The sequence below is a fragment of the Microcoleus sp. Z1_A1 genome, from assembly GCF_036700305.1.
GTDB lineage: Bacteria > Cyanobacteriota > Cyanobacteriia > Cyanobacteriales > Microcoleaceae > Microcoleus.
Genome location: NZ_JAUBOR010000009.1, coordinates 126,534 through 141,157 on the forward strand (window position 1 = coordinate 126,534; position 14,624 = coordinate 141,157).

General features: G+C 46.5%; 11 protein-coding genes and 1 pseudogene. 3 read left to right on the forward strand and 9 right to left on the reverse strand.

Annotation, left to right across the window (positions count from 1 at the left end; all coding sequences use genetic code 11):
- Nucleotides 1-248: 248 nt before the first annotated feature.
- Nucleotides 249-1,028: a Tat pathway signal protein gene (locus tag QT973_RS08415; protein WP_333391164.1), complete on the reverse strand. Its 780-nt coding sequence runs from the start codon at nucleotides 1,026-1,028 to the stop codon at nucleotides 249-251.
- Between the two features lie 695 nt (nucleotides 1,029-1,723).
- On the opposite strand from QT973_RS08415, the gene QT973_RS08420 reads away from it, so the two are divergent.
- The 3 genes and pseudogenes from QT973_RS08420 to QT973_RS08430 all read left to right on the forward strand — a co-directional run bounded on the left by QT973_RS08420 (nucleotide 1,724) and on the right by QT973_RS08430 (nucleotide 6,148).
- Nucleotides 1,724-3,247, forward strand: a complete 1,524-nt coding sequence (locus QT973_RS08420; protein WP_333391167.1) for an ATPase — start codon at nucleotides 1,724-1,726, stop codon at nucleotides 3,245-3,247.
- 424 nt (nucleotides 3,248-3,671) lie between these two features.
- A complete protein-coding gene (gene ffh / locus QT973_RS08425) occupies nucleotides 3,672-5,123 on the forward strand; it encodes a signal recognition particle protein (protein WP_333053300.1) in 1,452 nt (483 codons plus the stop codon).
- Between the two features lie 396 nt (nucleotides 5,124-5,519).
- Nucleotides 5,520-6,148 (forward strand): annotated as a pseudogene (locus QT973_RS08430) (Uma2 family endonuclease).
- Nucleotides 6,149-6,206: 58 nt separating this feature from the next.
- Here QT973_RS08430 and lptC read toward each other — a convergent pair.
- From lptC to QT973_RS08470, 8 genes are all read right to left on the reverse strand, one after another.
- A complete protein-coding gene (gene lptC, locus QT973_RS08435) occupies nucleotides 6,207-7,403 on the reverse strand; it encodes an LPS export ABC transporter periplasmic protein LptC (RefSeq protein WP_333053299.1) in 1,197 nt (398 codons plus the stop codon).
- A gap of 196 nt (nucleotides 7,404-7,599) precedes the next feature.
- On the reverse strand, nucleotides 7,600-8,205 hold the full coding sequence (locus tag QT973_RS08440; RefSeq protein ID WP_006631885.1) for a LabA-like NYN domain-containing protein: 606 nt from the start codon (nucleotides 8,203-8,205) through the stop codon (nucleotides 7,600-7,602).
- 105 nt (nucleotides 8,206-8,310) lie between these two features.
- Nucleotides 8,311-9,903, reverse strand: a complete 1,593-nt coding sequence (metG, locus tag QT973_RS08445) for a methionine--tRNA ligase (protein ID WP_333236178.1) — start codon at nucleotides 9,901-9,903, stop codon at nucleotides 8,311-8,313.
- 291 nt (nucleotides 9,904-10,194) lie between these two features.
- Nucleotides 10,195-10,371: a hypothetical protein gene (locus QT973_RS08450; protein ID WP_333053296.1), complete on the reverse strand. Its 177-nt coding sequence runs from the start codon at nucleotides 10,369-10,371 to the stop codon at nucleotides 10,195-10,197.
- Between the two features lie 175 nt (nucleotides 10,372-10,546).
- Complete coding sequence (gene hrcA, locus QT973_RS08455) at nucleotides 10,547-11,689, reverse strand: heat-inducible transcriptional repressor HrcA (protein WP_445243000.1); 1,143 nt, start codon at nucleotides 11,687-11,689, stop codon at nucleotides 10,547-10,549.
- A gap of 212 nt (nucleotides 11,690-11,901) precedes the next feature.
- Complete coding sequence (locus QT973_RS08460; RefSeq protein ID WP_333053294.1) at nucleotides 11,902-12,771, reverse strand: alpha/beta hydrolase; 870 nt, start codon at nucleotides 12,769-12,771, stop codon at nucleotides 11,902-11,904.
- 102 nt (nucleotides 12,772-12,873) lie between these two features.
- On the reverse strand, nucleotides 12,874-13,089 hold the full coding sequence (locus QT973_RS08465) for a hypothetical protein (protein WP_333053293.1): 216 nt from the start codon (nucleotides 13,087-13,089) through the stop codon (nucleotides 12,874-12,876).
- Nucleotides 13,090-13,771: 682 nt separating this feature from the next.
- On the reverse strand, nucleotides 13,772-14,497 hold the full coding sequence (locus QT973_RS08470) for a hypothetical protein (RefSeq protein WP_006631881.1): 726 nt from the start codon (nucleotides 14,495-14,497) through the stop codon (nucleotides 13,772-13,774).
- Nucleotides 14,498-14,624: the final 127 nt, after the last annotated feature.

Consider the following 14,624-nt stretch of genomic DNA (forward strand, 5'->3'; position numbering starts at 1 on the left):
CCCATCCATAAGGTAGGGGCGGGTTCACCAACAATATTTGACAGAAACAAACAGGCAAAATAAACCCGCCCCGGCCCATCCATAAGGTAGGGGCGGGTTCACCAACAATATTTGACAGAAACAAACAGGCAAAATAAACCCGCCCCGGCCCTATTCGTGGGTGGGGGCGGGTTTATAAATACCCTGGAGGTGAATTAGAAATCTTGGCGAACCCGCCCCTACAGGATTTTCGTAATGCTGATTTCTCCCTAAAACCTCACCGTCACCAAAATCACCCGCCGAGGCTGATCTTCCGCTTCAATAGTATACTCAACACGCCCAAAACCTCTCGGCCCCGGTTCAACTAAATCGTAGCGAGATGTCACCGTACCGGCGGCTGTATCGTATTGAGCAAAAACAGCACCAGGATTTCTCCCAGCAGACGCATCGGCATCCCCTCCCCAAGAACCCCAATCATCCAATCGCGATCGCGTTGGCAATACAGAAGCCGCGATTTCTGGAGGTGTTAATCTTTGATCTGCTAAGACTTGTTGAGCGTTATGAATAGCGCACATTGTCGGCCCGGAAATTTTGGCATCGCTATATTGATCTTCCCACTTTTGTACGAAGCCAAAACCAACATTCGGGCCGACTTGATCCTGTCTTTGCCGCCCCCATAGCCGACTGGTATCAGCAGCAAAATTAGAACCGCTGCCAGTTAGGGCTAATTCGGTTCTTTTGCTAGTAAAATTGCGGTTAACAAATTCTTTGTCTGCGGTGCGAATGGCGTTAGCGGCCGCTGGTTCTATTTTACTGCTAACATTAGTATTGCCTTGTACGATTGGTGAGAGAACGCCGGGGATGGGCTGTGCTCCACAATATTTTTGAATACCGTTAAAAACGCGATCGGCTGATAAAGCACTAATCGGAAATTCTAGGGAATAAGCTTCGGCTGGTTTGGGGAAAAAGATGCCGGATGTGGCGGAAGCAGCAAAAGAAGCGCCACCCCAGATGATGATACGATTAAATTGACGGCGGCTGATACTCATAATTTATCGACTCCCTGGAGATCGTGCTCCCGGCTCAATTTGAAATTTGAAAAAGTGATAATTCCTGTTCCCACAATTTTTAGCTGTGGAACAAGATATCTCAAGAGATAAACTTCTACCATTACTAATATCTACCAGCATTGTATTGATCCTCCCAGGCTTTCCCACCTGAGAATCTACTTGATTTCCATCTACATAAACTTCTATTTTGGGTGGTAAAATTTCACTTTGATCGTCAACTCCATACTCCAATCGGAGAGAAGCACGACCCCCTGGAAGTTTACAAGTCCAACCGGCCTCGCGTACCCTCATAATACTGGTATGTAGTTGTCTGCCTATGGAAAGGTCTGTAGGCCCTCTGTACAAATAAGCTAACCCGCCCGGGTGACTAAGGTTCCTTCCACCCCGTGTAATAAGACATTGCAGGTCAAGTATATGGATTGGGCGCTGGGCCTGTGCCACTTGTGCACCAACAGTCGCTAAACTAAAAGACAACACCCCAGCCGAGAACAAACCGCTGAGCCACCGAACTCGCTTCATATAAATATCCTGCTAATACCTTAATCAACTAATATAAAGGATGAGCTGTGTAGGAAAAGTCCTGACTTTAGATAGATGACAAAATCAAAAATGTCACAATTGTACGAAATGTCAGGTATAATTAATGGCGTACAACTCCAGCTTCTCCCTAATCTATGGATATTGCCGAAGTTTTGACACTGGCAGATGAGCTAATTTTTGCTAAGACGGGAAAGCATTTAGATTACGTGCAAGAAGCTATCCTGCGAGGAACTTTACAAGACACAACTTACACGCAAATTGCTCAAGAAGTTTACTCAAGTCCAAGTCATGTCAGAAATGTCGGATCACAACTTTGGAAAATACTTTCTAAAGGATTGAAAAAAGATATTACTAAAGCAAATTTTAGGACTGTATTAGAGAAGGAAAAAATTTATAATTATCAATTAGCTATAGTTGGCGATAATATTAAAGTTGGCGAGAATGTCACAGTCAATAATAACTTTAACGTTTGTCGTGAAAAAGTGCGATCGCCCAAAACTCCCCAAAACCCCCAACCAACAGCAAAACAGCCCCGCATCGACTTAGACGACGCACCAGAAATCTCGACATTTTTCGATCGCACATCCGAACTTTCCACCCTCAAACAATGGATTTTGGAAAACCGCACCCGTCTCATCAGCATCTTAGGATTAAGCGGTATGGGCAAAACCGCCCTGACACTGCAACTAATCCCACAAATTCAACAGGAATTCGATTGCATCATCTGGCGAAGCCTCCACAATGCGCCACCCCTCGCATCACTTCAAACCGACTTAATTAAATTCCTATCGCAGCAGCAAGAAACTAACCCCCCCAACCCCCCCTTATCAAGGGGGGGCGAAGAGATTCAGCCTCCTTATCCCAGGCGTGGCGAAGGGATTCAACCTCCTTATCCCAGGGGGGGCGAAGAGATTCAACCTCCGTCTCTTTCTCCCCCCCTTAGCAAGGGGGGGCTGGGGGGGGTAATCAACTATTTACGATCGCACCGCTGTCTCATCATCCTCGATGACGTACAAACAATTTTCAGCAGCCAACAACTAGCAGGAAACTACAAACAAGGCTATGAAAATTATGGCACTTTCTTCAAACAAATAGCAGAATCATGTCACAACAGTTGCATAGTTTTGATTAGTTGGGAAAAACCCAGAGAAATTGCTGCCTTAGAAAGCAACCCAAAAAAATGTCAAACATTGCAACTCAATGGTTTAGGCGAACCAGCGCGAGAAATATTTATAGAAAAAGGTTTACTTGAATCAGAAAAATGGTCAGAATTGATTGAACTTTACAACGGAAATCCATTGTGGTTGAATACAGCAGCCGCTGCAATTCAAGACTTATTTAACGGCAATATTTCTGAATTTTTATCCTATGATAGCCTAGTTTTAGGAGACTTAGAATATTTATTTCACCAACATTTTCAGCGCTTGTCAGACTCCGAAAAACAAGTAATGTCCTGGTTGGCAAATCAAAACAAACCAGTCGAAATTTCCAAAAAACCAGCCCTTCTGGAATTGTCCCCTTCAGAATTCCTCAAAGCCGTCGAATCCTTGAGACGGAGGTTATTAATCGAAAAAGTCCAAAAGGGCGATCGCACCCTCTTCACAGTCCAACCAGTAATCGCAGAATACATAAAAACCAACATTTTGTACCAATGTTAATAAACCTGTAGGGGCGGGTTCACCAACAATATTTGAAACAAACAAACAGGTAAAATAAACCCGCCCCCACCCACACATAGGGTCGGGGCGGGTTTATAAATACCCTGGATGTGAATTAGAAATACTGGTGAACCCGCCCCTACAGCAACTATATCTATTTAACCGGACACGATATAACTTGAAAACATCCAAATCCATAGCGCGTCAATCCGCGTTCATCAGCGGTTAAAAAATAAAAACATCAAACTACGCATGAGGCCAGAAACCGGGTTTTTTACCGAATCAGTGGGCTGCAACGCGTCTTTTCATAAAAAACCTGGTTTCTTTAGTCGGAGTGCGATCGCGAACTGTTTCAGCAAAACTTGCATCCAAACATCCGCATTTAGCCTTAAAATTAAAAAGACTGACTAGCCAACAATGCCCTATGTTTGAAGCCCTTGCCGATCGACTCGAATCCACCTGGAAAAAACTGCGCGGACAAAATAAAATCTCCGAGTCCAACATCCAAGACGCGCTCAAAGAAGTCCGCCGCGCCCTCCTGGAAGCCGATGTCAACCTCCAAGTCGTCAAAAACTTCATCTCAGAGGTAGCGGCAAAAGCACAAGGCGCAGAAGTCGTTTCAGGCGTCCGTCCCGACCAACAATTCATCAAAATCGTCCACGACGAACTCGTGCGCGTCATGGGGGAAACCAACGTACCCCTCGCCACCGCCGACTCCGGGCCCACAGTGATCCTGATGGCTGGTTTGCAAGGAACCGGGAAAACCACAGCTACCGCCAAACTAGCACTCCACCTCCGCAAGCAAAATCGTACCGCACTGCTAGTCGCAACCGACATTTATCGACCAGCCGCGATCGACCAATTGCTAACCCTCGGCAAACAAATCGACGTACCCGTATTTGAATTAGGCAAAGACATTGACCCCGTAGAAATTGCCCGCCAAGGCATCGAACATGGCAAACAAATCGGCATCGATACCATCATCGTCGATACAGCAGGCCGCCTGCAAATCGACCAAGACATGATGGCAGAATTGGGCCGCATCAAACAAACAGTACAACCCCACGAAACGCTGTTAGTTGTTGATGCCATGACCGGCCAAGAAGCAGCAAATTTAACCCGCACCTTTCACGAACAAATCGGCATTACCGGCGCAATCTTAACCAAATTAGACGGCGACAGCCGCGGCGGTGCAGCCTTATCCGTGCGGCAAATATCCGGCGCGCCGATTAAATTTGTCGGCGTCGGCGAAAAAGTGGAAGCCTTGCAACCATTTTATCCCGATCGCATGGCATCGAGAATACTAGGCATGGGCGATGTCTTGACGCTAGTAGAAAGGGCGCAAGAAGAATTCGACATCGCCGATGCCGAAAAAATGCAAGAGAAAATGCTCACGGCAAAGTTTGACTTTACCGACTTTCTCAAACAAACCAGACTGTTAAAAAATATGGGTTCCCTCGGCGGCATCATGAAAATGATTCCGGGGATGAACAAACTTTCAGACGAACAAATGCGGCAGGGAGAAGTGCAGCTAAAACGCACCGAAGCCATGATTAATTCCATGACAGTTGAAGAACGTCGCAATCCCGAACTTTTAGCAAGTTCTCCATCCCGCCGCCGTCGCATCGGCAAAGGCGCAGGCTACGCAGAAAACGACGTAACAAAGCTCGTCAGCGATTTCCAGAAAATGCGTACAATGATGCAGCAAATGAGTCAAGGCAACTTTACAGGAATGGGAGGATTGCCGGGAATGCCGGGAATGCCGGGAATGGGCGGCCCCGGAGGAATGCAGCCCGGTTCCCGTGGCTATATGGGTGCCCAGCAGAAGAAGAAAAAGAAAAAAGATAAGCCTAAAAAAGGTTTCGGACAGTTGTAAAAAGCATCTGATATATTGCAAAATTGTCAACAATTTAGGGGCGGGCTCACCAACCATCTTTGAAACAAATCAAACAATCTGATAAACCCGCCCTCCCCCGCACGATGTCAACAATGTAGGGGCGGGTTCACCAACCATCTTTGAAACAAATCAAACAATCTGATAAACCCGCCCTCCCCCGCCAGAATTTACATCCATATTTTAGCCAACAAATTCACGGTACATTTGTAATTTGGGTGGGCGGTACCTTGGTATTTTTGGTTGGGTAGGGGCGGGTTTACTATATTGATTGATGTTTGTCAGACATGGTTGGTGAACCCGCCCCTACAGAATTTATGTCTATTAGTTTTAGGTTTTTTGTGACCGATTTCTACCTAAAAAAGCGAACAATTGAATATGGTACAAACAATTACTCAACCAGAAACTATATCTATAGAATTGCCAAATGCGATCGCCCTTTTTGTCACAGGCGAACAATTCGATATCCTAGCATTGGCAAATCCCGACTTGAGATTAGAAAGAACCGCAGAAGGAGAATTAATAGTGAATCCACCCACCGGAGGCGAATCAGGCAGCCGCAACCTCAGTATCAGTACGCAAGTAGGCAACTGGTGTGAAGCAAACGAAGATTTAGGAGAAGGCTTTGACTCTTCTACCGGATTCATCCTTCCTAACGGTGCTCGCCTTTCTCCCCACGCTTCCTGGGTGAGTCGAACTCGCTGGGAAGCACTAACTGCACAAGAACGCAAAGGCTTTGTTCCGCTGTGCCCCGACTTTGTAGTAGAATTGCGTGAAGCGAAGCTATCCCGTAGGGAATCGGCCTCGGATTCTCTCTCAACCCTCCAAGAGAAGATGCGCGAATATATGGAAAATGGAGCGAGATTGGGCTGGTTAATTGACCCGCAAAACCAGCGGGTAGAGATTTACCGACAGCAGGCAGAAGTAGAAATATCGATCCAGCCGAGTTGTCTGGCGAAGATGTATTGCCGGGATTTGTATTGAATTTGAGGCGAGTGTGGCGATAAACAGCATTCATACAGCGTTCATGCGTCCATCTGCCAACATCTGCGGTTGCAATCCCATCTACTCTCCCAAAGTTCCCTGATACTCATCCGGTACAAATTCCGTAACCACTTGGCCGCCACCACCGTCGCCTTTAACAATCACAGTTTGATTTTTCAACTCTCCCGCCGCCCTCGGCCCAGTCAAATTAAACACCGGATTTAGCTGCCGATAAACCACATTTCCTTCTGCATCAAAAGTCTGATTAGTTAAATACCACGTTACGCGATCGGTATTTAATTGAGATTGACGTTTTTCCCCAATTCCTACCACATTTCCCGTCAAATAAAAAACTTTTTTCTCTAAATCTCCCCGCCCCGTATCCCCAGTCATCGTCACCTTTTCCACGCGGTGAAAAACCTTCACAGGCCCAGGCGATATCACAGATTGCGCCGGAAAATTCCAACTCATCAAACTGCTTTCTATTTGCAGCGGCGGATCAGAAGGCATCAACTGAGCGTTTTTTGTCAGCGTCGCAATCTTGGTTTTTAAGTCTACATCTACTTGGTCGGCAAAACCGCTGTCTGTTACTATTTTATCTTTGTATCTGTCAATTTGAGTAGGTTTGGTGCTGTTTACCTTTTGTTGATCCATAAACCACACTAAGTGCTCGGTTCGCAATTGCAAAACCGGATCTTTAACATTCGCCACCACAGAGCCGAATAACTCCATCCTCTTAGCCCTAGTGAAAACCCGCGCTTCCTTCGCTGAAGCCGTCACCTGTTTGTTCTCTCCCGTCAAATTGTTGCGGACAACTAAAACATCCTCCTTTGGCCGCCACTCCAACTCATTTCCCCGCAATACCACTCCATTTTTAAGGTCAGTAGCGACTATGTTACCTTTGAGAAAAACTTGATTTCCTTCCTGAAATACCTGGCCAGTTTCTCCCTGAATATCGTAAATTTCTTTGCCATCTTGAAACAATTTGCCTACAGGTTTCTGAACGTTAACTATTTTTTTGTCTTTGCTGTAAACGGCATTTTGTGAGTTGACTTTCCAGAACGTCTCGCCCTTTTCGTTTGCTTGTTCTAGAGTTACTTTGTTTAAAGTTAAAGTGCTGTTTGACTGTTGAGCAGTTTGGAGATCCTCAGCTAATTTGTTCTTTTGAGTCTCTTGCGGAACTGCACAAGCACCAATCCCCAAAATCAGTGCTGCTAAAAATAGCAGCCTCAATTTTGGGGAGTTGAGATTGGGAATTTGGGATTGGAGATGAATCATTGGGAATAGGGAATTGATAATAGGTAATTGGGAATGGGAATGGGGAATTGGTAATTGATAATTGGGTCGTGAAAAACACTTAATCAAAAATTAAAAATGTGTCATGCTTTGTCTAAATTTTTAACTTCTAATTCTCAATGATTCAACCCATTAATCATCACCTATTAACCCTTACCAATTACCCATTACCAAATCCCTATCTGTCGTCGTGTTCCTCCATCAAGCTCAAACCAGACAAAGGGCGGTAAGCATAATTAGGGCGCGATGTTTTTTGGATGTCGTCCTTAATCATTTCCAAATCGATATAGCGATCGGCTACATTAATCAAACTGTCGCTCGTCATCGATCGCAAACTCACCACCTCTACCCGCACACCGCGATAGCTCACAGCGTCTACAGCATAAGCCAAGTCGCCGTCACCGCTCACCAAAACCGCCGTGTCGTAAGACCCGACTAAAGCCATCATATCCACAGCGATTTCTACATCCAAATTCGCCTTCTTAGAACCATCTGGCAACTGTACCAAATCCTTAGAAATCACCCGGTAGCCGTTGCGGCGCATCCACAGCAAAAACCCCTGCTGTTTCTCGTTAGTGCGATCGACACCCGTGTAGAAGAAAGAGCGCAGCAGCCGCGATCCCGCAGTTAAACGGCACAGCAGCTTAGTGTAATCAATCTCAATTCCTAACTGCAAAGCCGCGTAAAAAAGGTTAGAACCGTCAATAAAAATTGCCACTCTACCACGATTTTCTAGTACCTGTTCCGGCGTAAAAAGGTCGTTGCTTTCTATTCTATTCAACATGATTGTTATGCCTCAATTTTTATGAAAGATTGGTAAGGAAATAACTGCTAATTCGTAGTCTGTCATCACACCCAGAGCGCTGGCTGCCAACTATGAAGGTACTGTTTACAGCAGTTCGATCCGCTTAAAAACAGGTTGGGGTTCCCCCAGAGTTTGGTTTGCAGGCAAAGCGCCCCAGGCAGCATGAGCTGCAAAATTCGCTAAACTGTTAACTGTAACCCGATCGTTAAAGTCAATTGAAAAACCTAGCTGTTGATAGATAGCGTTGCTGATATTGGGAATAATGGGCGATAAAAGGTAAGATGCTAGTCTAACAGATTCCAGAACAGAATATAGCACTTGTTCAACACTTTCGATCTGTCCCTGCTTGTACAAACTCCAAGGTGCTTGCACGTCAATAAACTTGTTCCCGGCTCGCACTAATGCAAGCACGGCTTCGCAAGCCTTGCTAAAAGCCAACTCTTCGTAAAAACCCGCTACTCGATCGCCCAAATCCAGGCTCATAGCCTTGAGAAGGTTATCGCCCTCAATGTTTTCTCCCAACACATTTGGTACGCAGGCACCGCAATATTTGCGAGCCATGTTTAGGGTACGATTAAGCAAATTCCCCAAATCATTTGCTAGCTCAGCATTCAATATATTGATAAACCGAGTTTCGTTAAAATCGCCGTCCTCTCCGAACTCAATTTCTTTAAGGAAATAGTAACGTACTGCGTCAGCGCCGTATTTGTTGACCAATTCGACAGGGTTTAAAGTATTACCCTCCGTTTTCCCCATTTTTTTGCCGTCTTTGGTCAAAAACCCGTGTGCGAAAACGCGACCCGGCACCAGTAGATTCGCTGACATCAGCATTGCCGGCCAGTAAACTGCGTGGAAGCGAAGAATATCTTTGCCGATCAAGTGCAAGTCAACCGGCCACCATTTAGATAAAGCATTCTCCAAAATCGGGTCGCTGTCCGGATCTAGCAAGGCGGTGACGTATCCCAGCAAAGCGTCAAACCACACGTAGATGCTGTGACTGGGGTCAACTGGCATTGGCAGACCCCATGCGAGATTCACTCTAGAAATGGAAAAGTCTTGCAGTCCAGAGTTGACGAAACTGAGCACTTCGTTGCGTCGGCTTTCCGGCGCGATGAAGTCGGGACGTTCTGCGTACAATGCCAGCAGTTGGTCTTGATACCGTGACAGACGGAAAAAGTAATTTTCCTCGTCGCGCCACTCAACTTCCTTGCTGGTGTGGACAGAGCACCGATTTCCCGGCAACAATTCCCGTTCATCCTTAAATTCTTCACAGGAGACGCAGTACCAGCCTTGTTGCTGGTTCAAGTAGATGTCGCCGGAGTTCCAGACGCGCTGGAAAAATTCTTTGACAATGTACTCGTGACGCCGCGAAGTTGTGCGAATGAACCGATCGTACTGGATATCGAGTTGCTCCCAAAGCGTCTCAAACGCCGGAACCACTGAATCGCAGTGAGCTTGGGGCGATCGTCCCAAACTCTCGGCTGTCCGCTGAATTTTCTGCCCGTGTTCATCCGTCCCCGTAACCAGCAAAACAGATTTTCCCCGCAGCCGCTCAAATCGCGCTAGGGCATCCGCAGCCATAGTCGTATAAGCGCTGCCAACGTGAGGTAAATCGTTTACATAATACAGAGGCGTTGTTATCGCAAAGGTATTCTTAGTTTTATCAGTCGATTTCATTGAATGCTAAAAGAAAATTCCCTAAATTTCGTTTCGATCTTAACTCAGCGGTTAAATTTTTTATGGAGTGGCAATCAAGCCAAATACACTGCAAGTTATTTGCAATTGTCTAACCCGGGCTATTCCCAAAAGAAATATTGCTTTCCTATCCACACTAATCTTTTTTAGTTGTTTTTGACCAACTCTCTAAAATGTCTTAATATTTTGACATTCTGCTGCCTTGGGAATCGACGCTCCCAGGGTGGACGCCTCATCTATTCATTGGTCATAGCCGCTATCCCTAGAGCGGTTTTAGCAGCCCACCCGGTTGGCAACAAAACTCGTCAGTTGGGCTGCTAAACCCGCCGTTCGACTAACACTCCGCGACCACTTTCTGTAAATGCCCGATCGCTCACCATCGCCATCTCTTTCTCCCGATCGCTGGAAAGTCGATCGCCCGCAACTCCTGCCACTTTCCGAGCCGCTCATGGACACAGAAACCGGGTTGTTTACAAAACTCTCTTGTCAACTGCCAAGCTTTAGTTTCTTGCCCCAAAAAGAGTATAAAAGCCTAGTTTTTTTGTCACCAAACCCGGTTTTTAAAGGTTGTGAGTACATCCACAGACAATAAAACCCCAAGCCAATTAAGCTTGGGGCTATCAAATTAGGGTGCATCTAACAACGGATTATCCGATCGCCCTCGATCCCCATCAGGAAAACCAACTCGATTTCCGCCAATAGCTTCTGACAAATAATCCGCCGCAGCTTCCACAACCGCGATCGCATTTTCGTAAACCATCCGCGTCGGCCCCAAAACCCCAACACTACCCACCGGCACCGATCCCCGGCGGTAAGTCGAAGAAATCAGAGTACAGCCACGAATCGGTTCTAAAGAATTTTCCGAACCAATACGCACCGTTACCCGCTTCCCTGGCGTGTCTAACTCCGGCGATTCAAAAATCAAAGGCCAAAGCAGTTCCTGCTCTTGTTCGAGCAATTGCACCAGGGTTTGAACTTGCTGCAACTGCGAAAACTCAGGCAAGCGCAGCGCTTCTGCTAAACCGCCGATCAGAATCCGCGTGTAGGTTGGATTGCTTTGGCGGCTGCTCAAAGCAGTCAGCATAGTTCCCATCCACTCAGCGTACAGCTCAAAGTCCCGGCCTAACTCGCTCCAGTCTACAGCCGAGAGTTCCGAGAGCGATCGTCCCCGCAACTTGCTGTTCAAAAAATTCGACAAAATCTGCAACTGGCGATCGACAATTTCGGCATCAGGCGTGTTACCTTCTGCATCCCTCGGCAACTGCACCAAAACCGACTGAGTTTCGTAGGCATCCGTCACCACTATCAGCATCACCTTTCCCGGCTCTAGCTGCACCAGTTGCAAGTGGCGCAAGCAAGCCATATTGGTTTGCGGTATGGTGATCATGGCTATGTAACCGCTGATAGTTGCCAGGATTTGAGCAGCGCCGCGGAGTGCCGCGTCCATGCGACCGTCCGACCAATTGAGTTGGTCTAGTACCTGTTCCACCTTGCGGGCCAGCGTATCAGACGGCTGAATCAACTGGTCTACATAAATTCGGTAGCCGGAGTCAGAGGGGACTCGTCCTGCCGAAGTGTGGGGCTGATAAAGCAGTCCAGCTTTTTCAAGAGTCCCCATCGCATTGCGAATTGTAGCTGGGCTGACGCTGAGGTTGAATTCGTCAGCCAAAGCTTTTGAGCCAACGGGTTCCGCTGTTGCTATGTAGTGGCGAACCGTTGCCCAAAGGATGTGTTGTTGCCGATCGGTGAGGTTAACGCGCACAGATATTTAAGCAGAATTAGAATTTAGAGTTGAAAGTCGCTATATTAATCGAAACGTCTGTACCAAAATGGCGATCGGGCAGACTTACCTCTTTAAACATAACAGATTTTAGGTTAAGGAAGAAGTCAGTTGTTATTGGTTATTGGTTATTGGTTATTGGTTATTTGTAAGTTTTAACGCCCCATGCCCCATGCCCCATGCCCCATGCCCCATGCCATCTAATCATGTTCTTTCAGAATATTTTGCAGGTAACTAGCCACTGCATCCGGCTGTTCCACCATTGCCAAATGGCCACAATCGGGAAGCTGAAGGACATTCTCGCCGCAACCTTGGAACATCCAGTGAAAGCTAGCCAAATGCAGCACGTATTTTGGTTCCATAATTTTGTCTTTAGTGCCAGCAATAAAATAAACAGGCTGCTTGAGTTGGGACACAATTTGTGGCAAGAGGTGAATCTGGGCTTCTGTGGTGGAGTCCAACAAAGCCCCCAAAGCTGCATCTGGATGAGCTCCCACGAAATCTATTAAGCGCTGCCGTCCCCAGGATCTGCCGATCGAGCGGGCTACAGAATCGCGGGCAAACACGTAATCTGCTAACGGCAACCGAGGCAGCCAGCCGGGACGCATTGTCACTAGCTGCTTGCCTACCGCTCGAAACCGCTCGAATTCTTCCTTAAGATAGATGCCGCCCCCTGCATTGATGCAGACCACGCCTTTAACGCGATCGGAGAATTTGCTGGCTCCCCAAAGGGCGATCGTACCGCCCAGAGAGTGTCCCACCAGCCAAGCAGAAGATATATCGAGTTTTTCGAGTAAAATTTCCAAATCGCCAGCGTAAGCTGCCGGAGTGTAGCAGGAATTTAGCGGTTCGGAATGCCCATGATGAAGGCCACCGTCGGATTGAGAATCGCCAAACCCCCGCAAATCGTAGGTAAGGCACTGATAGTTTGATGCCAAGCGATCGGTCAAAGGTTGCCAGTAGTGGCGGCTTAACAGCCAGCCGTGGACAAATACCAGAACCGGGGAAGTTGAAGTCGGAGCCGTCAAATCGTAAGCGTGCCGAACCCCTAGGATGTCGATTGTTGCCATACTTTTATCCTACCCGCTCCATAAGACCGATGTAAACCTATGTATAGCCTTTCTCAGAAAGAGAGAGTACGCCGAAATCCTGTGTTCTCAAGCTTTTTCAGTTCAATTGTTTACCTCATCTACCCAACAAGCGCTATAAGTTAAGTCAAAAATACTCAACTTTATCGATTTACCGCTTACTTCCTGGTGCAACGCGCGGTCGCTGACGCTACTTTTGTCCACTGCACGGGCAATCTTGGCATAGCTTGCCCTTTTATGCGATCGGCCGAGAATAAATATTCCTTCAAACCAGCGTTCTATGTTTTTTGCAGTATTCAAATTTCTCTCTGCTGTATGAGCGCAATTGCGACATAAATCAACGCGATTTTTTAAGGGTATTTTGTGGCAATAATTTTCCCAAAATTGGTCGATTTGAAAGTTGTTAACTCTCGGTGTTCCAGTGTCAAATTATATTTTTTTTGTAGGTTGCTTACAAAAAAAAATCGTACTTTCTACCTTCAACTATTCAACCAACTAAATTTTTAGCATACAACAATTTATTTAATCTCTTAATTCTCTAGCTAGCGTTACCTATCGCTAGTTTTGGGCGAGGTGATACATAATTTTATGGAGCGCATTTTTGCGGATATTTGCGACTTTTGCCTGTAGTCCCGCGATCTTATTTAAGTAAATAGGCGCTGTAAAACTTAAAAAGATTGACAACATCGTTTCGGCGTGTCCCATGTTTATGAGAACCGCTATCTACACTCGTTTGTACGAAAAATGTTGCCGAGCTTTTTATCCTATCTCACTGGAAAACGTCTGCAAACTAATGTCTATAGCAATCCTAAATGATTCGTGTAATTCTTGTAGGGGCTCTCCCCACGCCCGGTTGCCCCGATGCAGGCTGGGGTAGGCACGGGGAGGAGGGGTAGCACTACCCCTACATATTTTTACAAATGATGCGAGGATTGCTATACTTATAGAAATCGAGTTATTTAGGGAGCATCGGCAGCTTGCCCTAAAATCGCTCGCCTAGCAATCTTTGTCGCACCCCCTCAGCGATTTTCTGCCCCAGATATTCGGGAATTAAACTTTCATTGGGCCCCAACAAATAGAGAATTAGGCGAGTTCGCCCCCGCCAAACTAGCAAATTAGCATTTACGACCAACAAATCCTCTTGCCAGATGGCATACATAACTTTGTAAAAAAGTCCAGGTTGATTATCGGCTTCAATCAGCAAAGCTGGCAAGTGGAAAACCGGATCGACGTAGAATTCAGTTGCCACATCTTCTAAACCCGCGTCTAAATTAAATTCCACCGCCAACATCTCTTCAACCTCAAAATGCCCCGCCAATGCCTCTCGAACCGCCCTACAGACGTTTTCTGCTGTTTTATCTGCCAGTACCTTGCCACCGCGAGATACGACCAATTTGATAAATACCAGCATGGGCGGGTAAATTTGACCGTACAGACTCAGACTGTGAATTGTCAGCCCGTAGGCCGCGAGCACTCCAAAAATATCGCTCAGTAGAAAAGACTGGTTCCGGTAAGCAAAATGCAGGGCACTTTTGTTACCTTCGGCTCGGATTTCGATGACTGCTTGCCGAGTTTTGTAAAGCTGGTAAGCTAATTTGAGGTTTTGCAACTGGATTTCGCTGCTGACAAATTGCTCATAAAACTGCGGAAACGCTCGGTTAAAGCGCTTGAGAAGTTCTAGTGTAGATGGTTTTAAACCCGAAGCCATAATTGAGGAGAAGGTGCGGGAGATATACTAGGTATTGACTCTTCCATGCCTTATGGCAATGGGATTTTCGATTCGACGATTCGACTTAAATTGTGCCCGTCTCCTCACTAAAAGCAAAAGTCAAATC

Coding starts and splice junctions, on each gene's coding strand:
- QT973_RS08440 (WP_006631885.1), bottom strand. CDS start 8,205: ATGTTGAATAGAATAGAAAGCAACGACCTTTTTACGCCGGAACAGGTA.
- ffh (WP_333053300.1), top strand. CDS start 3,672: ATGTTTGAAGCCCTTGCCGATCGACTCGAATCCACCTGGAAAAAACTG.
- QT973_RS08420 (WP_333391167.1), top strand. CDS start 1,724: ATGGATATTGCCGAAGTTTTGACACTGGCAGATGAGCTAATTTTTGCT.
- metG (WP_333236178.1), bottom strand. CDS start 9,903: ATGAAATCGACTGATAAAACTAAGAATACCTTTGCGATAACAACGCCT.
- QT973_RS08470 (WP_006631881.1), bottom strand. CDS start 14,497: ATGGCTTCGGGTTTAAAACCATCTACACTAGAACTTCTCAAGCGCTTT.
- lptC (WP_333053299.1), bottom strand. CDS start 7,403: ATGATTCATCTCCAATCCCAAATTCCCAATCTCAACTCCCCAAAATTG.
- QT973_RS08460 (WP_333053294.1), bottom strand. CDS start 12,771: ATGGCAACAATCGACATCCTAGGGGTTCGGCACGCTTACGATTTGACG.
- QT973_RS08415 (WP_333391164.1), bottom strand. CDS start 1,028: ATGAGTATCAGCCGCCGTCAATTTAATCGTATCATCATCTGGGGTGGC.
- QT973_RS08450 (WP_333053296.1), bottom strand. CDS start 10,371: ATGAGCGGCTCGGAAAGTGGCAGGAGTTGCGGGCGATCGACTTTCCAG.